18 protein-coding genes are annotated in these 19347 nt (G+C 58.4%); 15 read left to right on the forward strand and 3 right to left on the reverse strand.

The features are described from left to right. Positions 1 to 3: 3 nt before the first annotated feature. Positions 4 to 849: an outer membrane protein OmpK gene (locus GYM47_RS04505; protein ID WP_153842243.1), complete on the reverse strand. Its 846-nt coding sequence runs from the start codon at positions 847 to 849 to the stop codon at positions 4 to 6. 291 nt (positions 850 to 1140) lie between these two features. Between GYM47_RS04505 and GYM47_RS04510 the strand changes: the two genes are divergently transcribed. From GYM47_RS04510 to cyoE, 6 genes are all read left to right on the forward strand, one after another. Beyond that, positions 1141 to 1908 (forward strand): DeoR/GlpR family DNA-binding transcription regulator, encoded by a 768-nt coding sequence (locus GYM47_RS04510; RefSeq protein ID WP_062374779.1) that lies wholly within the window; start codon positions 1141 to 1143, stop codon positions 1906 to 1908. A gap of 299 nt (positions 1909 to 2207) precedes the next feature. After that, entirely contained in the window at positions 2208 to 3254 is a 1047-nt protein-coding gene (cyoA, locus tag GYM47_RS04515; protein ID WP_153842244.1) for a ubiquinol oxidase subunit II, read from the forward strand. A 2-nt stretch (positions 3255 to 3256) separates the two neighbouring features. Beyond that, a complete protein-coding gene (gene cyoB / locus GYM47_RS04520) occupies positions 3257 to 5284 on the forward strand; it encodes a cytochrome o ubiquinol oxidase subunit I (protein WP_153842245.1) in 2028 nt (675 codons plus the stop codon). Beyond that, positions 5284 to 5895, forward strand: a complete 612-nt coding sequence (cyoC, locus tag GYM47_RS04525; protein WP_044629016.1) for a cytochrome o ubiquinol oxidase subunit III — start codon at positions 5284 to 5286, stop codon at positions 5893 to 5895. Before cyoB ends, cyoC begins: the two co-directional genes overlap by 1 nt. 1 nt (position 5896) lies before the next feature. Further along, on the forward strand, positions 5897 to 6223 hold the full coding sequence (gene cyoD, locus GYM47_RS04530; protein WP_044629017.1) for a cytochrome o ubiquinol oxidase subunit IV: 327 nt from the start codon (positions 5897 to 5899) through the stop codon (positions 6221 to 6223). Further along, positions 6181 to 7104 (forward strand): heme o synthase, encoded by a 924-nt coding sequence (gene cyoE / locus GYM47_RS04535; protein WP_153842246.1) that lies wholly within the window; start codon positions 6181 to 6183, stop codon positions 7102 to 7104. The genes cyoD and cyoE overlap by 43 nt, the downstream gene beginning before the upstream one ends. Positions 7105 to 7199: 95 nt before the next feature. Here the strand turns inward: cyoE and pta are convergent, their stop codons facing one another. Both pta and GYM47_RS04545 read right to left on the reverse strand, forming a co-directional pair. Then, positions 7200 to 9383 (reverse strand): phosphate acetyltransferase, encoded by a 2184-nt coding sequence (gene pta / locus GYM47_RS04540; RefSeq protein ID WP_153842247.1) that lies wholly within the window; start codon positions 9381 to 9383, stop codon positions 7200 to 7202. Continuing rightward, positions 9380 to 10564, reverse strand: a complete 1185-nt coding sequence (locus GYM47_RS04545) for an acetate/propionate family kinase (protein ID WP_153842248.1) — start codon at positions 10562 to 10564, stop codon at positions 9380 to 9382. The genes pta and GYM47_RS04545 overlap by 4 nt, the downstream gene beginning before the upstream one ends. A gap of 152 nt (positions 10565 to 10716) precedes the next feature. Here GYM47_RS04545 and GYM47_RS04550 point away from each other — a divergent pair, with 152 nt between their 5' ends. The 9 genes from GYM47_RS04550 (at position 10717) to GYM47_RS04590 (ending at position 19333) form a co-directional block, all read left to right on the forward strand. Beyond that, positions 10717 to 11637 carry an EamA family transporter gene (locus GYM47_RS04550; protein ID WP_153842249.1) on the forward strand — a complete coding sequence of 307 codons (921 nt, stop codon included), beginning with the start codon at positions 10717 to 10719 and terminating at the stop codon, positions 11635 to 11637. A gap of 131 nt (positions 11638 to 11768) precedes the next feature. Next, the gene (locus tag GYM47_RS04555; protein WP_153842250.1) at positions 11769 to 12278 is read left to right on the forward strand and encodes a porin family protein; all 510 of its coding nucleotides are present in this window, start codon (positions 11769 to 11771) and stop codon (positions 12276 to 12278) included. 230 nt (positions 12279 to 12508) lie between these two features. Further along, positions 12509 to 13561 (forward strand): type 2 periplasmic-binding domain-containing protein, encoded by a 1053-nt coding sequence (locus tag GYM47_RS04560; RefSeq protein WP_153842251.1) that lies wholly within the window; start codon positions 12509 to 12511, stop codon positions 13559 to 13561. A 78-nt stretch (positions 13562 to 13639) separates the two neighbouring features. Continuing rightward, positions 13640 to 14155 (forward strand): TRAP transporter small permease subunit, encoded by a 516-nt coding sequence (locus tag GYM47_RS04565; protein ID WP_139525289.1) that lies wholly within the window; start codon positions 13640 to 13642, stop codon positions 14153 to 14155. After that, positions 14152 to 15480: a TRAP transporter large permease gene (locus GYM47_RS04570; protein ID WP_153842252.1), complete on the forward strand. Its 1329-nt coding sequence runs from the start codon at positions 14152 to 14154 to the stop codon at positions 15478 to 15480. The genes GYM47_RS04565 and GYM47_RS04570 overlap by 4 nt, the downstream gene beginning before the upstream one ends. A 168-nt stretch (positions 15481 to 15648) precedes the next feature. Continuing rightward, positions 15649 to 16710 carry an HlyD family secretion protein gene (locus GYM47_RS04575; protein ID WP_153842253.1) on the forward strand — a complete coding sequence of 354 codons (1062 nt, stop codon included), beginning with the start codon at positions 15649 to 15651 and terminating at the stop codon, positions 16708 to 16710. 49 nt (positions 16711 to 16759) lie between these two features. After that, the gene (locus GYM47_RS04580; RefSeq protein ID WP_231125515.1) at positions 16760 to 17818 is read left to right on the forward strand and encodes a DUF2955 domain-containing protein; all 1059 of its coding nucleotides are present in this window, start codon (positions 16760 to 16762) and stop codon (positions 17816 to 17818) included. A 106-nt stretch (positions 17819 to 17924) separates the two neighbouring features. After that, a complete protein-coding gene (locus GYM47_RS04585) occupies positions 17925 to 18110 on the forward strand; it encodes a CsbD family protein (RefSeq protein ID WP_139525293.1) in 186 nt (61 codons plus the stop codon). Between the two features lie 143 nt (positions 18111 to 18253). Further along, entirely contained in the window at positions 18254 to 19333 is a 1080-nt protein-coding gene (locus GYM47_RS04590) for an NAD(P)-dependent alcohol dehydrogenase (RefSeq protein WP_153842255.1), read from the forward strand. The last annotated feature ends 14 nt before the right edge of the window (positions 19334 to 19347 follow it).

Raw genomic sequence — 19347 nt, forward strand, 5'->3', positions numbered from 1 at the left:
CGATTACAGTAAGTTCAACTTCACTGAGTAGATCATCGCGTTTTGGTAAGCATCCGGGGTGCCCAGTTTATTCTCTGAGTAGCGGTACTGCACGCCCGTCGTGATCAGGTCGGACGGGTGCCACCATAGGCTCAGCGCTCCGTTGGTGCCCACGCTGCCAGCGGTACCATTCACGTAGTTCTGAGAAAGATACTCATCGTCACGACCGAAGGTCTGCTCGTGCCAGTTGGTGACGCTGAAGTTTTGGTTGCCAGCGGTGAAATCGTAGCCCGCGACCCAGCCTGCCATGAAGCCATTCATGCCAGTGTAGCCATCGCTTTGTACTCGCGCGGCACCAATGAAGGGCTTGAACCACAGACCATTATCGAACGTGGTGCGATAGCCGAGGCCAAGAATTTGATCCTGCTCGCGGCCGTTGAAGCCGTAGTCGCGGAAATCGTACAGGTGGGCGTAAATCGACAGCGGGCTGTCGCCCAGGTAGATGTGCGAGGTCACTTTACCAGCGGTGCGGAAGTTGTCTTTACCTCCGCTGGCTTGGTCGAATTGATCATTGGTCGGATTCTCGAAATCGAAGAAGCCGTAGAACTCGCCCCAGCTAAAGCCGACGCCGCCTTCGATTTCGACGAATGTAAAGTCGCTTTTCGCGGCATTGCTAGCCGTGCGCGCTTCGGTGCCGTTGGACCAATCCAGGTAGTTGACCGAGACGTTGGCAAACGACCACAAGCGGTCGAGGGTACGTGGTTCGGCATCGTCTGCCAAAACGGGTGTAGCGAGCGCCGCACCGGTCAGTAAAACGCCAGCGCCAAGCGTGACGAAAGTAGAAGAACGAGTGTGAGAGTGAGCAGTCATGGAAGCCTCAACAGGGTTGTATCTCGGAGCCAGAGGGGCTGGCGTTCCGACGTTATGGGTCGTGTGGGCTGGCGTTGATGTTAAAATTATAACATTGAGTGTTATTTTTTTAACGCTGATTTGCAAGTATCGTCACATCAACGCTATTTAAATGTGATATGCGCATCACGGGTGGGTGACGCCAGTGAAAAGAGTGCGCAGTAGTGGAAATTGGCAGGGGCCTAGCTCAGCATAGGATGCCTGGCGGGGCGCAATGCCGATAACAAAATGAATCATAAGGAGATGCCGGACATGAACGATCGCAGCGCACAGCGCATGGCCATGCTGCAAGAAGCGCTGGCCAGCGGGGGAACCCTGCATCTTCGCGATGCCGCCGAGCTGTGCGGCGTCTCCGAAATGACCATTCGACGGGATCTCTCGACGCAGCCGTCGGCCATTAGCCTGTTGGGCGGGCGATTGGTGATGGCCAGCTACCCCGGCGTGACGCCGGTATACGATTTGACCGAGCAGCAGGCGAGCCATTACCAAGTCAAACAGCGCCTTTGCCAGCGCGCGGCCAGCTTCATCGAAGAGGGCGATACGCTGTTTATCGACTGCGGCTCCACGCTCATTCCACTGTTGGGTCAGCTTAGTCGTTTCCGAGAGCTTACCGTAGTGACCTATGCCCTCAACGTAGCCAACGCCGTCGCTGGGCTGCCCAATGTGCGCCTCGTATTGCTAGGTGGGCTTTTCTACGCGTCCTCTCAATCGTTTGGCAGCGACGGCATGGGCGCGGCCATCGAGCGCTTGGGCATCAACAAGGCGCTGATCTCTGCTGCCGGCGTGGATTGCGAACGAGGCGTAAGCTGCTTTCATTTTCACGAAGTAGGGCCAAAGCAAGCGGCCATTGCCACGGCAATGCAGCGCCTGTTGGTGGTCGATGCCAGCAAATTTGGCGTGGTGCGCCCGGCCTATTTTGCCTCGCTGGAAGACTTCGATGTCATCGTCACCGACGACGAGCGCGCCCCTGGTTTACTGGAGCGCCATCCGCTGCCCGCGCTTAACGTCACGCTCGCCTAATGAAAGACGGTCGAAGCCCCGTATCGCCCTCTTCAAACCGGTGCGCGGGGTGCGGCATAACGTCTCTTTCTGATTGACTCAGATCAATAGAAAATACTTTAGTCTTAGTTGATGCGCATCAGCGCATGGCCGAGGCTCGCCACCAACCCCATGCGGTGGCGCATATTTTTCCCGGAGCAACGCTTACGCTCTCACTGTTCTGGGAAAAGTATGGGGTGATAGTTAGCTTGCTATATAGCTGGCTAGTTAGCCAGCCAAACAGCAGGCTGTTTTAGACAACTCTCTGATGAGATCACACCATGCAACTACCTACCCACTGGCGCAGGCGAGGCACGTTTGTGCTCGTCGTATTGTGCTTGCTGTTAACGGGCTGCAGTTCTGCATTGCTGGATCCGAAGGGGCAGATTGGCGTCGAGCAGCGCTCGCTGATTCTGACCTCCTTTGGGTTGATGCTGATCGTGGTCATTCCGGTCATCGTGATGACGCTTTTGTTCGGCTGGCGTTACCGCCGCAGCAACCGCGTTGCCAAGTATCTGCCGGATTGGGCGCACTCCAATGCCATCGAGGCGGCGGTTTGGACCGTTCCCTGCTTGATCATTGCCGTTCTCGCCTTTCTTACCTGGAAAACCTCTCACAGCCTGGACCCCCACAAGCCGATCGAAGGCAGCGTGGAACCCATGGAGATTCAAGCCGTCGCGTTGGATTGGAAATGGCTGTTCATCTATCCCGAACAGGGGATTGCCAGTGTCAACGAGTTGGCGTTCCCAGTGGATACGCCGGTGCGCTTCCGGGTGAGCTCTGGCTCGGTGATGAACGCCTTCTTCATTCCACGTCTGGGCAGCCAGATCTACGCCATGGCGGGCATGGATAACGACGTTCACCTGATTGCCGACGAAGAGGGCGTCTATCCCGGTCGTTCCACTAACTACAGCGGCGCTGGCTTTTCTGGCATGACCTTCGATGCCCACGTCACCTCCGCCGATGAGTTCGATGCCTGGGTGGAAAAGGTGCGTTCTGCCGACGAAACACTGACCTTCCCGAACGGGTACGAGGCATTGGCCCAGCCGACCGAGTATCACCCGGTGGAGTACTTCTCGGCGATCACGCCCGATCTGTATGAGTCGATCGTGAGCAGCTTCCACAGCGGTGACGGCAGCGGTCACGGCGGTCATTCGAGCCACGGTGACGCCATCAGTGATGCTCACGACAGTCACGGCGAATCCAGCGAGCTAGAGAGCGCCAGCGCGTCGCAACAGCAGGCCGCGATCGGCCATGTTACCAATCAGCATGCCGGTGATGACCACGCCCTGGGCGGCCATCCCACAAGCGTTGAAGCGGGGGGTTAAGCATGTTTGGAAAACTCACGTTAGAAGCCATTCCATACCACGAACCGATCATTATGGTCGTTGCCGCCTTTATGGCGATTGGAGGTGCCGCGCTACTAGGCGCACTGACGTACTACCGAAAATGGGGCTGGCTGTGGAACGAGTGGTTTACCTCCGTTGACCACAAAAAGCTTGGCATCATGTACTTCGTGGTGGCCTTGGTGATGCTGCTTCGCGGCTTTGCCGATGCGATCATGATGCGGACACAACTGGCCATGGCGGCCGGTGGGGCCGCAGGTTATCTCCCTCCTGAACACTACGATCAGATCTTTACCGCCCACGGCGTGATCATGATCTTCTTCGTGGCGATGCCCATGGTCATCGGTCTGATGAACCTGGTGGTGCCCCTGCAAATCGGCGCCCGCGACGTCGCTTTCCCGTTTTTGAATAACCTGAGTTTCTGGCTATTCGCCGTGTCGGCGATTTTGGTCAATATTTCCCTCGTGGTAGGGGAGTTCGCCAAAACCGGCTGGCTCGCTTACGCGCCGTTATCGGGGATAGAGTTTAGCCCCGGGGTGGGGGTCGATTACTGGATATGGGCACTGCAAATATCCGGGATAGGCACCACGCTCACCGGCATCAACTTCTTCGTCACCATTCTGAAAATGCGCACCAAAGGCATGACGATGTTCCGCATGCCAATTTTTACCTGGACGTCGCTGTGCGCCAACGTCCTCATCATTGCCTCGTTCCCGATTCTGACCGCGACCATCGCGCTGCTGACGCTCGATCGCTACTTCGGTATGCACTTCTTCACCAATGATTTTGGCGGCAACATGATGATGTACGTCAACCTCATTTGGGCCTGGGGTCACCCCGAAGTCTACATTCTGATTCTGCCGGCCTTTGGCGTGTTCTCTGAAGTGATCGCCACCTTCGCTCGCAAGCGCCTGTTTGGTTACAAAACCATGGTGTGGGCCACGGTGGCCATTACGCTGCTGTCGTTCATCGTCTGGTTGCACCACTTCTTCACCATGGGGGCCGGTGCCAACGTCAATGCCTTCTTCGGCATCATGACGATGATCATTGCCATCCCCACCGGGGTGAAGGTGTTCAACTGGCTGTTCACTATTTTCCGCGGCAGCCTAGAGCTGACCTCGCCAGTGCTGTGGACTCTGGGCTTCATCATCACCTTTACCCTAGGGGGTATGACCGGCGTCATGCTGGCGTTACCGGCAGCCAACTTCGTGTTGCACAACAGCCTGTTCGTGATTGCCCACTTCCACAACGTGATCATTGGCGGCGTGGTGTTCGGCATGATGGCGGGCCTGACCTACTGGTTCCCGAAAGCGTTCGGCTTCACGCTGAGCGAGAAGTGGGGCAAGCGCTCGTTCTGGTGCTGGTTCATTGGCTTTTACGTCGCGTTCATGCCGCTCTATGTCTTGAGTTTCTTCGGTGCCGTGCGCCGTATGCAGTCCTACGCCAATCCTGAGTGGCAACCCTGGATGATTCTGGCCTGGGTAGGTGCCGTGATCATCATGATGGGAATTGCCTGCACCATCATTCAGTTCTGGGTCAGTATCCGCGACCGCAAGCTGAATGCAGATCTGACCGGCGACCCCTGGGATGGCCGCACGCTGGAGTGGTCCACCTCGTCGCCTGCACCGTTCTACAACTTCGCGCGCCTGCCGGAAGTCGGCGACATCGACAGCTTCTGGTCGCAAAAGCAGCGTAGCAACGAGCAGTTGGACGAAGCGCCCTACACCGATATTCACATGCCGCGTAATACCGTGGCGGGTCCGGTAATTAGCTTCTTTGCGCTGATTCTAGGTTTTGCACTGGTATGGCATATCTGGTGGCTGGCCGCCGTCGGTGCGTTGGGTGCCGTCGCCAGCTTCTTGGCCCGTGTATTCAACGAAGATATCGACTACTACGTGCCCGCTGCCGAAGTGGCGCGCATCGAGCGCGCGCACGAAAAGCGCAAAACGTCTGCGCCGAGCAGCGCAGCGTCTGACCGTGAACAGACCAACTATGTGGAGGCACGCGCGTAATGGCCACCGATACCCTACATCATGGCGCCGCGTCCGAACCCCATGAGCACCACGACGCGACCGGCACGAAAGTATTTGGCTTCTGGGTCTACTTGATGAGTGACCTGGTGATCTTCGGGTCACTGTTCGCTACCTACGCCGTGCTGATGAAAGGCACGGCCGCCGGACCCACGGCAGCAGATATCTTCGAACTGCCCTTCGTGCTGGTGGAGACCTTCCTGCTGCTGTTCAGTAGCTTCACCTTTGGCATGGGCGTACTGGCGATGAATGCCGAGCGCGTCGGCCAAGTAAAAGCGTGGCTGGCGATCACCTTCTTGCTCGGTGCCGCGTTCGTCGGTATGGAAGTGTACGAGTTTCAGCACTTGATTCATCAGGGCTACGGCCCTGATCAGAGCGCGTTTCTCTCGTCGTTCTTTACCCTGGTCGGCACCCACGGCCTCCACGTGACCGTTGGTTTGGTGTGGATTCTAGTGATGCTGGTGCAGCTTTCAACCAAGGGCATCACCCCGATGACACGTCCGCGGATTCTGTGCCTGAGCCTGTTCTGGCACTTCCTGGACATCGTGTGGATCTGCGTCTTCTCGTTCGTTTATCTGATGGGAGTGCTGTGACATGAGTCATTCATCATCTTCAACGTCTTCTCACGGCAGCGTTAAATCGTATGTGACGGGGCTTCTGCTATCTTTAGTGCTAACCGTGATTCCGTTCGCGGTCGTTATGAGCGGTGCGTTGAGCACCGCCACGACGGTGGTGGTCATCGCTATAACAGCCGTGCTGCAGATTTTGGTCCAGCTGGTCATGTTTATGCATATGAATACCAAAGCCGACGAAGGCTGGAACGTGATGTCCTTCGTTTTCACACTGACGATACTCGTCCTGGTGGTAGGGGGCTCGTTATGGATCATGCAGCATCTGCATCTCAACATGATGATCGGCTGAACGTGGCGCCGAGCCGCTGGCGCGACGTGCTGGCGCTCACCAAGCCGGGGATCATTGGTGGCAACTTGATTGCGACCTTGGGCGGCTACTTTTTGGCCGCCCACGGCACTTTCGATTGGATCACCTTTGCCTCGGTAATGATGGGCATTGCCCTGGTCATCGCCTCGGGCTGCGCCTGCAACAACGTGATTGACCGGGATATCGATGCACTGATGGCGCGTACGCGCCATCGCCCGCTGGCCAAAGGGCGCATCTCGATCACTCAGGCGCTGGGTATTTCAGCGCTGTTGGGGGTGGCCGGTGTTGTCTGCTTGGCGCTGGGCACCAACGGGTTGACGGTCGCGCTAGCGGTAATCGGCTGGGGCGTCTACGTGGGGGTGTATAGCCTCTACATGAAGCGCCACTCCGAGTACGGCACGCTGGTGGGCAGTCTCTCTGGCGCCATGCCGCCGGTAGTGGGCTACTGCGCGGTCACGGGGCAGTTCGACAGCGGCGCGCTCATGCTGTTGGTGATTTTCTGCCTGTGGCAAATGCCGCACTCCTACGCCATCGCGATTTTCCGTTACGCCGATTATCGCCGTGCGTCGATACCCGTGCTGCCGGTGGTTCACGGTATCAAACGTGCCAAACACCATATTCTGGGCTATATCGTGGCCTTCATTCCCGCGTCACTGGCGCTGGTACTGGCGAGCCAAGCGGGCGCAGGCTACCTGTGCGTGGCGCTCACCATGGGGGGCTACTGGCTCTACTTGGCGCTGTGTGGCTATCGATTAGAAGACGACGTGCGCTGGGCGAAGAAAGTATTCGGCGTGTCGATTTTGACTATCACCGCCATGAGCTTAGTGATGGTGCTGGAGGCGATGGTACCCATGTGGGCGTGATACCTCCGAACAATTAAACCTGACGCAAAACCAAAACGCCCCGAACAGTTGACCGTTCGGGGCGTTGCTTTTAGCGCGTATAGACCGGTGAGTGCTTAGCTTTCCCGCTGACTGGCCTGAATGGCGGTGAGGGCGATGGTGTAGACGATGTCATCCACCAGTGCGCCGCGCGACAGGTCGTTCACTGGCTTGTTCAAACCCTGCAGCATCGGGCCCACGCTGACGACGCGGGCGCTACGTTGAACGGCTTTGTAGGTCGTGTTGCCGGTGTTGAGATCGGGGAACACGAACACGGTGGCCTTGCCCGCCACGGGGGAGTCGGGGGCTTTCTGCTTGCCCACGCTCTCGATAGCGGCGGCGTCGTACTGCAGCGGGCCGTCGATGGCGAGATGCGGTGCGCGCTCCTTGGCGATGCGGGTCGCTTCGCGCACTTTATCCACATCCGCACCGGTGCCGGAATCGCCAGTGGAGTAGCTGATCATTGCCACGCGGGGCTCGATGCCAAACGCTTCAGCAGAGCGGGCGCTTTGCAGGGCAATTTCGGCAAGCGTTTCGGCATCCGGGTCTGGGTTCACCGCGCAGTCGCCGTACACCACCACCTGTTCCGGCAGCAGCATAAAGAAGATCGAAGAGACCTGGTTGTACTCAGGCGCCGTTTTGATCAGTTGAAACGCCGGGCGAACAGTGTTGGCGGTGGTGTGCACCGCCCCTGACACCAGCCCATCGACCTCATCCAGCTGCAGCATCATGGTGCCCAGCACTACCGTATCTTGAAGCTGTGCTTCGGCGGTTAGCTCGTTCAGTTTGCCGCGTCGACGTTCCACCATGGGGCCGATGTAGCGGGCGCGGGTGCTTTCCGGGTCGATGATGGTCAGCGCATCGGGCAGCGTGAGGCCGCGGTGGTGGGCGACGTTTTCGATATCGTCGCGTTTGCCCAGCAGCACGCAGTCGGCGATGCCACGGCGCTGGCAGATGATCGCCGCTTCGATGGTGCGCGGCTCGTCGCCCTCCGGTAGCACGATACGTTTTTTGGCCTGTAGGGCTAGCTTCACCAGCTGGTGTCGGAACGCCGAAGGCGACAGGCGGCGCGTATAGCCACGGCTCAGTTTGGCTTTCAGCCACTCTAAATCCATATGGGCAGCCACGTAGCGTGCCACTTGCTCGGCGCGCTCGAAATCATCCATGGGGATTTCGGTGTTGAGCTGGCTCAGGTCCTGCGCCGTTGTCAGGCTATCGGTGTCGACTGCCAGCACCGGTAAGCCGGTTTTCAGCGCCGGGCGGCACATCTCGATCATGCCCTCGTTGGGCAAGAAGCCGTTGGTAAGCAGTACGCCCGCCAGCTGCGTACCGTTCATGGTGGCCAGCGCCGAGGCCAGCACCACGTCATCACGGTCCCCGGAGGCGACCACCAGACTACCCGGCGTGAAGATATGCAGCGCATTGGCCGCACTTCTAGCACACAGGCTGGTAGAGAGGACGCGACGACTAGCGGCGTCGCCTTCGTTGAGCATTTTTGCGTTCAGCGCCCGGGCCACGTCTAGCGTGCGCGGAGCGCTTAGGGTTTTGCTGTAGGGCACGACGCCAATCAGATGAAAGCTATCGGTGGCCAGCGCTGGCGAGTAGCGGCGCAGTTCGTTCAGGACTGGCTCTTCTAGCTGCGGCTTGATGGTGCCCGGTGCAGCGGAAAGATCATCCTCCTGACCGTAGGGCAGGTTCTTCATGCGCATCAAGATGCCGCCCAAGGTGCGGCTAGAGCTGACGCCACCAAAGCTGCGGGCGTGCATATCCAGCTCTTCTGCCAGCGCCTGGGGCTCGTTGAGATCCCCAGAGCCCACCAGAATGATCCGCGCGTTCAGCGCATGCGCAAGCTGCGCATTGGTTTGAGTGGCGTAGGTGGTGTGCTGGGTCGGTACCACGCCTTCCACCACGACCAGGTCTAGCGCGCTGCCATCTCGGTAGGCTTGCTGCACGACTTGTTCGTAGAGCTCGATGACGTTTTCCATCAGCTCATCGGTTTGGTCGTCGCGCAGGAGACGCTCCAGGCGCGTCTGAGAGATGGGCGACGGCGGGCGCTGATTCAATGTGCGTGATACGAGCGCCGTCGAGCGGTCCAAGCCTGGACCATTCAGCTCGTTCTGCATGAATGGCTTTAAAAAACCGGCTTTCAGGCCGATGGTGTCGAGCGCCTGAATCAGGCCAAGGCACGCGGAGGTGAGCCCCGCGCCCATGCTGGTAGGTACGAGTAGAATCGCTTGCGGTTGCTCGGGGGAGCTATTCATTCAGCGGTCTCCACGCAGTGGCGGGTTTCCATGGCAATGCGGCCCTCTTCATCGGTAGGGATCACCCACACTTCCGGGCCTTGGTGGCCAGCGCTATCCAGCTTGCTCTCTTTGCCACGAATGGTGACTTCGTTGCTCGCTTCATCCAAGCTGAAACCAAAGTGGGGCAGCAGCGCCAGCACTTCACGACGTACGATAGGCGAGTTCTCGCCAATGCCGCCAGTGAAGATCACGCCGTCTAACTTAGGTAATGCACAAGACAGCGCCGCCAGCGATTTGGCAATGCGGTAACAGAAGACGTCCAGTGCGAGTTTGGCAGCGGGGTGGCCAGCCACCGCTTGCTCTTCGACTTCGCGCATGTCGTTGGTCAAGCCGGAAAGCCCCAGCAGGCCACTTTGCTTGTTCAGCACGTCGTCGATCTCGTCCAGTGACCAGCCCAACTGGCGGTGCAGGTGAGCGTGCAGGCCGGGGTCCACGTCGCCGCTGCGGGTGCCCATCACCAGGCCTTCCAGCGGCGTAAGGCCCATGCTGGTATCCAGGCTTTGGTGGTTCCACACCGCAGCGGTAGAGCAGCCGTTGCCCAGGTGGGCGGTCAGCCAGCCGCCCGCGCCACGGCCGCTGAGCTCACCGGCACGCTGGCTAACGAAGGCGTGGCTGGTACCGTGGAAACCGTAGCGGCGAATGCCGTGCTCGGTATACAGCGCTTCCGGCAGTGCATAGCGATAGGCGCGGGGCGGCAGCGTCTGGTGGAACGCCGTATCGAACACGGCCACCTGAGGCAGGTCCGGAAACACCTTACGAGTCGCGGCAATGCCCGCCAGGTTGGCGGGGTTATGCAGCGGTGCCAAGGCAGCGGTGGTCTCGATGGCCTCGATCACACTGTCATCGATCAGCGCTGCTTGGGTGAAGTGCTCGCCACCATGAACGATGCGGTGGCCCACGGCCCCCGGTACGCGACCTTCCAAACGCTGAAGAATGGCGTTCAAGGCGTCGGCGTGGTCAGCATTCGGCAGCGGTTGGGTAAAGCTTTCACCGGCGCTGTCTTTACCTTTCAAGCGGGCGTCGCTGCTGCCTAAGCGCTCCGCTAGCCCGGCCAAGCGTGGTGCCTGCGGGTCCGCATCGATCAAAGCGTATTTAATAGAAGAAGAGCCACAGTTAATGACCAGCACCGGTGCGTTCATAACCACCTTTGTAACGTAATGAGGAAGTAAGGGAATAGACTTTAGTTTAACATGCTGCGACGCGGAAAATCAGCGAAGAATTTAGTTAGCCTTCTATGTAAAATGTCGGCATCCTGTTCCTTATATAACCCATCGTGAGCCGTTTTGTTCTTATGTCCTCGATTTCTAGCCCTAAGCTGTTACCCCGCCATCTGGCCATTCTGTTAATGATGACCGTGGCGACGATGTTCGCCGCGAACCACGTTTCAGCCCGTCTGGCCTTCGATAACGGCACGGGGCTGCTCTTGGCGGTGTTGATGCGCTCGGGTGTGGCTTGCTTGATTCTACTCTCGCTGGTGATTCTGCAGAAAAAGCGCCTTTGGCTGCCTGCCGGAACGTGGCCCTGGCAGCTGGCGGTGGGGCTACTCATTACGCTGCAAAGCGTTAGCCTTTACTCGGCCGTCGCGCGTCTTCCGGTGGTGATTGCTTTGCTGTTGGTGAATACCTTCCCCATTCAACTGGCGCTGATTAGCTGGGCGCTGGGCGGGCCTAGGCCTTCTTTACGTAGCTGTCTGATCATGGGCACCATTTTGATCGGCCTTCTGGTGGTGCTGGACATTCCCAGCTGGGTGGCTAACGCCGATGCCATGGGACCTGAGTGGCTGGCAGGCATTGGTTTTGGACTACTAGCGGCCTTTGCGTTTGCCTGCGCGCTGTGGGTCACCGAGCATCGCCTGTCTGGGGTAGGCAGCACGCTGCGCAGTCTGCTGACCATGCAAACCGTGTTCATCGCCATGATCATTGGAGGGTTTCTCGGGGCCGTACCGGGCGGTATGAGCCTACCGGATAACAGTACTGGCTGGGTGGGGTTAACGTTGCTGGCGCTGCTGTACGGCAGTGGCTTCTCGATTCTGTTCATTTTCGTGCCCCGGCTAGATATGGCCCGCAACGCGCCGGTGATGAACTTCGAGCCGGTGGCGTCGCTGTTGATAGCCTATCTGGTACTGGGCCAAATGCTCAGCCCTAGCCAACTCGTGGGCGGCGCGGTGGTGGTTGGGGGCATCGTCGTACTGAGCCTTTCCAAAGGGCGCTAGAAAACGTCATCAACAGCGCAAGAAAAAAGGAAACTCGATGCAAGCGTCAGTAGGTGAATTGCGTTCTTCATGGGCCTAGGCCACACTTCGAAAGCGTAAGGAAACACTGTTTTTTAACTGAGGTGATCCCCATGAAGATGACCGTACTATCACTGACCTCTGCAGCGCTTCTGTTAGGTGCAGGTGCGTTTGCGGCATCCGCCCAAGCCCAAGAATCTTTCCAATACCCACAAGGATACGTGGGTGGCGATGCCATGTTTTGGAGCCTTAACCCTGACCGTGGCGACTCCCGTGACGATGTCGGCCTACGCCTGCGCGGTGGTGCCCAATTCAACGATTACTTCGCCCTCGAGGGCCACCTAGGCACCGGCGGTTCGGATCGCGGCGCCGATCTAGACCATCTGGCGGGTGCGTATGCCAAAGGTATCCTCCCGGTAGCGCCCAACTTCCGTCTTTACGGTTTAGCGGGTTTCTCCGAGGTCGAGATCAGCGATAATCGCGAAAGTGGTCTCTCTTACGGCGCGGGTGCCGAGATGGACATTGCCAACAACGTCTCGATTGGTGCCGACTACATGCGCTACCTGGACGAATCCACCTACGATTTCGATGCGGCGAGCGTAGGCCTTCGCTACCGCTTCTAACACGGCAAGCGTTTAGCGCTTATTCATCAAGGGAATACGACCCCGCTGACCGAGCACAGACTCGGCAGCGGGGTTTTTGGTTGTGAGTGGGCCAATTCTGAGGATCAGCATAATTTCCCTCAGTTTGGGCCAAATGCTGCAAGCGCGAAGGTGGTACCTTCAAAAAAACGATAAACATAACGAATGGCCAGCGAACAAACTTATAACGCTCCATTTATGAGGAAACCCCCATGCGCAACCTAAATAAAATCGCACTTGCCGTTGGTCTCAGTATCGGTGTCTCGGCCACAGTCTCTGCAGCGGAAATGAACTGGCGAATGGCCACGCCTTGGAGCGGCGGCCCCTGGCTCGAGCGCGATGCGCAAATGTTTGCAGACCGCGTTGCCGAGCTGACCGATGGCAAGATCGCCATCGAAGTCTATCCAGGCGGCACCCTCGGTAGTGCGCTGCGCGTCACCAATACGGTGATGTCTGGCGTTGCACAAGTGAGCCATAACTATATCAACTACGACTACGGAACAGACCCCACCACGGCATTGCTGGCGGGCCACTCTAGCGGCCTGACTCCCGAAGAGTTCATGCTGTGGATGTATGAAGGTGGCGGTGCAGATCTCTATGAAGAGTATCGCCGTGACGTCTTTGATGTGGTCGCGTTTCCTTGTGCCATCTTGGGCACCGAGATTTTCCTTCACTCCAACAAGCCCGTTAGAACGCTCGAAGATTTCCAGGGGCTGCGCTTGCGCACGTCAGGCGCTTGGGCCGAAATCGCCTCGCGCCTGGGAGCCTCAACGGTGGTCATGGCGGGCAGCGATATCTACAGCGCTTTGGAGCGCGGCGTGATTGATGCTGCCGAATGGGGCAGCCCAGAAATGAACCGCCCGACGGGTTTTCAGGAAGTCGCTCAGTACGTCATTACGCCGGGCGTCCATCAATCAGGCGGTTTCCTCGAGTGCCAAGTGAACAGCGACACGTGGGAAGAACTATCCGAGCGTGAGCAAAACATGCTGCGTCTCGCGGGCAAACTGTCCGTGTTCGATACCTGGCTTGCCAGTTCGTTTGCCGATCTCGATGCGTATCAAGCGCTGGTGGAGGGGCCCAACGAAATCGTCGAGCTGGATCAATCCTTCATTGACGCTATCTACGAAGAGACTGCGAAATGGGAAGACGAATACGCCGCTGAAAACGAATGGTTTGCGCGGGTGCTCGAATCTCAGCGCACGTTCAAGAACGATATGAGCAGCTGGTCGGAGTATCGTCTGCCCATCGGCGTCATGGCACGCTAAGAGGCAACAGCGTCAACCAACAGAGAGGCCTCTACAGGCCTCTCTTTTATTTGTTTTTCCTATACGTTGAGAATTCCCATGAAACTAATCCGATCCATAGAGGCGCTGACACGCGTTGCTGGTTGGTTGGGAGCGATACTGGTCTTCCCATTGATAGGGGCACTGATCGTCGAGGTGTTCAGCCGTTATGTGGCGGGTCGACCGACCCTATGGGCATTCGAGGTCAGCTACATGGTCATGGGCGCCATGTTCATGTTGGGCATGGCCAATGCCCTGCGGGTGGGCCAGCACGTGAGCGTCGATATCGTGACGCTGCAGTTGAAACCGCGGGCGAACGCACTGATCCGGGCGGTGGGCTATGTGCTTTTCCTGCCAGTACTCGTGTGGCTGGTCTGGGAGCTATCCAAATACGCTTGGTCCGCTTTCGATACCAACGAGCGCTCGGGCCGCTCGGCGTGGAATCCGGTGGTTTGGCCAATCTTTACCGTGTGGTTTTTAGGCTTTGCCCTATTGGCACTGCAGGTGGTGGCCGAGCTGCTCAAATCGGTCAGAGTGCTCATGGGGATGACTGACGTCGAGGAGCCAGCCAAATGAGTAGCTATCTCGCGTTATTGATGTTCCCGGCGTTGATGGCCTTCATCATCGCAGGGTTTCCGATTGCGTTTTCGATGATTTTGGTGGCCACCGGCTTTGGCATCATCCAGTTTGGTGACGTGGCGGCTTACCAGCTGCTGACCAAAATAGAAGATACCGCTTCCAATTCCATTCTGGCCGCGGTGCCGCTATTTATCTTTATGGGCGCCATGCTGGAGCGTTCCGGCATTGCCGAGCGCCTGTTCGAAGCCATCCACATGTGGACACGCCGCTTGCCGGGTGGGCTGGGCATTGGCGCGATCATCCTCGGCACTCTGTTTGCCGCCTCTAGCGGGGTAGTGGGGGCCACCGAGGCCGTCATCGGTATGCTCGCAATCCCGGTGATGTTGAAGCACCAGTACAGCAAGAGCCTGATGTCGGGCACTATTTGTGCCAGTGGTTCATTAGGCACGGCCATACCGCCCTCCATTACGGTCGTGGTGCTAGGGCCCGTGGCGGGTGTGTCGGTAGGGTCACTGTTCAGCGGTTTATTGATTCCTGGCTTTTTGATGGCCGCGATGTTCTTGATCTACATCGTCGGTGTCGCCTATCTCAAGCCAGAGATGGCGCCGCGCATTCAGGAGCAGGAGCCGGATATTCCTTTTGGCGACAAACTGCGCATCACCTTGATTGCGTTAGTCCCTACCATGCTGCTGATTTTCACCGTGCTGGGGACCATTTTGCTGGGTATGGCAACGCCCACGGAAGCGGCTGCCTGTGGGGCGCTTGGCGCGATTATTTTGGCGGCCGCCTACCGTAATCTGTCCCTGTCGGTGCTTTGGACCTCGGCGATCAAGACCGTGAACATCTCCGCGATGATTCTCCTGATCGTAATGGGGGGCAGTATGTTTGCGGGCGTCTTTTTTGCCTCAGGTGGCATGGCGACTGTGCAAGCACTGCTAATGGACACGGGGCTTAGCCCGTGGATGATTTTGGGGCTGATTCTACTGATTGCCTTTATTGCCGGGTTTGTGCTTGATCTGATCTCGGTGGTGCTCATTATCATCCCGGTTGCCATGCCCATCGTGAGGATGCTCGGTTTCGATGAAATCTGGTTCTGCATTGCGTTCCTGGTCGTGCTTCAAACCAGCTACCTGACACCACCATTGGCACCGGCAATTTTCTACTTGAGAGCAATCACGCCACCAGAAGTGACGCTCAAACACATGTACAAAGGTGTGGTGCCTTTTATTATTGCCCAACTGGTGGTGCTGGCATTGGTCCTGATGTTCCCAGCCATTGCCCTGTGGCTACCGGATGTGATGGGAGGGCCTTCCTGGCGCTAGCCTTTTGAAACTTCCCAGTAATGACAAGCCGCTCAAGCCAGAGCGGCTTTTTATTGATCAGTCGGGCTTATTGTTAGCGTGCTAATAAATTTGTTAGACTAAGGTATTCCGTCTAACGCTACCCCGAGTGCACGTGACCGCTTGGGGGCCAGTGAACGAGTAATACCCATGACCCCTGATCAACGATTTACCCGCTGGGTGAAAATAGCCCTGGCGGCGTTTGTAGTGCTGTTCGTCTATTTCTTACTCGCCGATAGCTTTATGCCCATGACCCCGGAAGCACGCGCGATGCGGCCCGTGACGCGGATTGCGCCGGAGCTCAGCGCGCCGGTGAAAGACGTGGTGGTGCGGGACCATCAGCGGGTGGACGCGGGCGACGTGCTGTTTCGGCTAGACCCGGCGCCGTTCGAACTTGCCCTACAGCAGGCAGCGTTGAACCGCGAGCAGGCCGAGCAGGAGAACGCTCGGCTAACCGCCGAATTGGCGGCGGCGCGAGCCTCGCTGGCATCAGCTCAAGCCACGTTCGAAGAGCGTAGCGGTGAGCGCCACCGCGCCGAGGCGCTGTTAGGGCGGCAGGGCATCTCCCGCCAGCAGTACGAGCAGCAAGTGGCCGCCGAGCATACGGCCCAAGCTGCCGTGGCGTCTGCCCGCGCGCAAATCGATAGCCTAGAAGTGCAGCTAGGTGAAGAGGGCGACGCCAACCTGCGGCTGCGCCAGGCCGACAATGCGCTCGCCCAAGCCGAGGTAAACGTGGACCGCGCCACGGTAAGAGCGCGGGAGGCGGGCGAAGTCACCAACCTGCAGCTACAGCCGGGGGATTACGTGCAGGCCGGCCAGCCCGCCGTGGCGCTGGTGGCCAGCCGTGTCGACGTCGTGGCCGATTTTCGCGAGAAAAGCTTGCGCCACGTGAAGGAAGGCGACGAAGCAACGGTGGTGTTCGATGCGCTGCCGGGACGCCTGTTGGCAGGCCACGTGAGCGCGTTCGATGCCGGTGTGCGGGAAGGGCAGCAGGCGGCCGACGGGCAGCTGGTGGACATTCCGACCTCCGACCGCTGGGTGCGCGATGCCCAGCGGGTGCGTATTCACATCGCGCTGGACGAGCCTTTGGACGAGCTTCCGCCCAGCGGCGCGCGGGCCACGGTGCAGTTAGTGCCCGGCGAGCACGCGCTGGCCAAGCCGTTTGCCTGGCTGCAGGCCCGGCTCGTGAGCTGGCTTCATTATGTCTACTAAATCGCCTACTCAATCAAGTGCGCGTACGGGCACATCCGCTACGCGCTCAGTGCCCGCTTCCTCGGCGCTCAGTCAGAATGGATTTAGCCAGAACGGACTTAGCCAAAATGGACTGCGCCAGTGCCTGCGGGTCGCGGGCGGCGGCACCTTGGGGTTCATCATTAGCCAATTGATGGGCTGGAATTACGGCGTCTTCTTTACCGTCTTTCCGATGTTCTTGCTGGGTTTGGTGCCGGTGTTGAATGGCTCGATCATTCGCCAGTTCCTCTCTAACGTGAGCCTCAACGTGCTGGAGGTGAGCCTGGTGGTCGGGCTGTTAAAACACATGCCCGTGGTGATGACGCTGGTGGTGCTGGGGCTGTTTCTGCTGCGTTTCAACCTGATGGCCAAAGGCCCGCTGTTTCTGTTTGGGGCCAACGGCGTGTTGACGCTCAGCATACTGCTGCACTTTGCTAGTTACCCTGGAGTCGATTTGAGCGATCTATTGGCCAGCAATTTGATGGCCAGCGTACTGGCGGTGTTCATCGCCATGCTGATGTACACCCTGTTCCCCGATAGGGAACCCCGCCAACCGCCGCCCAGGGGCAGTAAATCGACGGCGCAAATCCGCCATGAAACCCTGATTGGCGGCATCACCGCCACGCTTTCGTTCGTGGTGTTTCAGGTGTGCGATCTGCGCGGGTCGCTCTCGGCGCAGATGGCCACCATCTTGATTCTGTTTACGCTGGGCTACTTTGGCGCCCAGGTCTCGGCGGCCAAGCGCGCGGTGGGCACGCTCTTGGGCTGTAATCTCGCGCTGGTGATGCAGCTGGCGCTCTACACCCAAAGCCACCACTTTCTGCTGGTGATTCTGCTTTATTGGCTGGGTTTGATGCTGTTCGCGCGGGAGCATATCTTGGAAGGCGGCGGCTCCGGCATCGGGTTTGGCGGGCTCACCACCATGGGCATTCTGTTCGGCCAGTCGTTGGGGCCACAGCAGGACTTGGTCTACAGCGCGCTGTATCGCTTTTCGTCCATGAGCGTAGCGCTGATCGGCACGCTATCGGTGATGATTTGTCTGCACTATCTGCTCAACCGCTGGGAACCTACTCGCCTGCCCGAAAAGTAGTTGAGGTAATTTTTTAACGACGCACTACGCTGAAAAGAGCCGCCGTCGATGTCCCATGCACGCGACGAGCGGCCTTTTCCCTCCTAACGGATTAGAGGTGTTCGTCATGGCAAGTGGCAAAGAAGACAAAGTGAAAGGCGCGGCCAACAAAGCCGCCGGGAAAGCCAAAGAAGCCGCCGGTAAGGCCACCGGCAGCAGCAAAACCGAAGCCAAAGGCAAAGCCCAGCAAGCCAAAGGCGAACTGCAAAAAGGCAAAGGCGATGCCAAGGAGGGGGCCAAGAAGAAAAAGTAATTCTCGATGGCACCCCATCAACCACCGGAGCCCAGGCTCCGGTGGCTGTTTTGGCACTTTACGTGACCCAGCGCACGATTTGCGGCTGCTATTTCACGCTTAATGGCAATGTGTCATGACTCCCCTCACTGAGGACGTGCCCCATGCCTACCATGATGAAAGCGGCAATTTTCGTTGAACCCGGCCGCATCGAAATCGACGATAAACCCATCCCCGAGATTGGTCCGAACGATGCCCTCATGCGCATCACCACCACCACCATCTGTGGTACCGATGTTCATATACTCAAAGGCGAGTACCCGGTCGAGCGTGGCTTAACCATCGGCCATGAACCCGTGGGTGTGATTGAAAAACTCGGTGCCAACGTCAAAGGCTATCAAGAAGGCCAGCGGGTGATTGCTGGCGCGATTTGTCCCAGTTTCACCTCTTACGCCTGCCAGGACGGTTGTTGTGCACAGGATGGCGGCCACCACAGCCACGGCTACAAGCCCATGGGTGGCTGGCGCTTTGGGAACACTATCGATGGTGCCCAGGCGGAGTATCTGCTGGTGCCTGATGCCCAAGCGAACCTCTCGCCCGTCCCCGATGGCCTAACCGACGAACAGGTGCTGATGTGCCCCGATATCATGTCGACGGGGTTTGCCGGTGCGGAATCGGCGGGCATTAAAATAGGCGATACGGTGGTGGTGTTTGCCCAAGGGCCGATTGGCCTGTGTGCCACCGCGGGCGCACGGCTGCGTGGGGCGGGCATGATTATCGCGGTCGACGGTGTTGATGAGCGCCTGCACATGGCCAAGCAAATGGGCGCGGATGTGACGCTGGATTTCCGCAAGGTCGATGTGGTGGAGGAGGTGCTCAAACTCACCGGTGGCCGTGGAGTAGATGCCGCCATTGAAGCGTTGGGCCTACAGCAAACTTTTGAGGCCGCGCTACGGGTGCTAAAACCCGGCGGCACGCTCTCGAGCCTGGGGGTCTACTCCGAAGACCTCACCCTTCCGCTAGGTGCGTTTTGTGCAGGGCTGGGCGATCATAAAATCATTACCTCGCTGTGCCCTGGCGGCAAAGAGCGTATGCGCAGGCTGATGAGCATGATTGCATCAGGCCGTTTAGACCTAGGCCCGCTGGTCACTCACCGCTACGCGCTGGAGGATATCGTGGAAGCCTACGACCTCTTCTCCCACCAGCGCGATGGCGTGCTAAAAGTGGCGCTTAGCGCTGGCTAAGCGCCATCGGTAGC

It is taken from the genome of Vreelandella piezotolerans, assembly GCF_012427705.1.
GTDB classification, from domain to species: Bacteria; Pseudomonadota; Gammaproteobacteria; order Pseudomonadales; family Halomonadaceae; genus Vreelandella; species Vreelandella piezotolerans.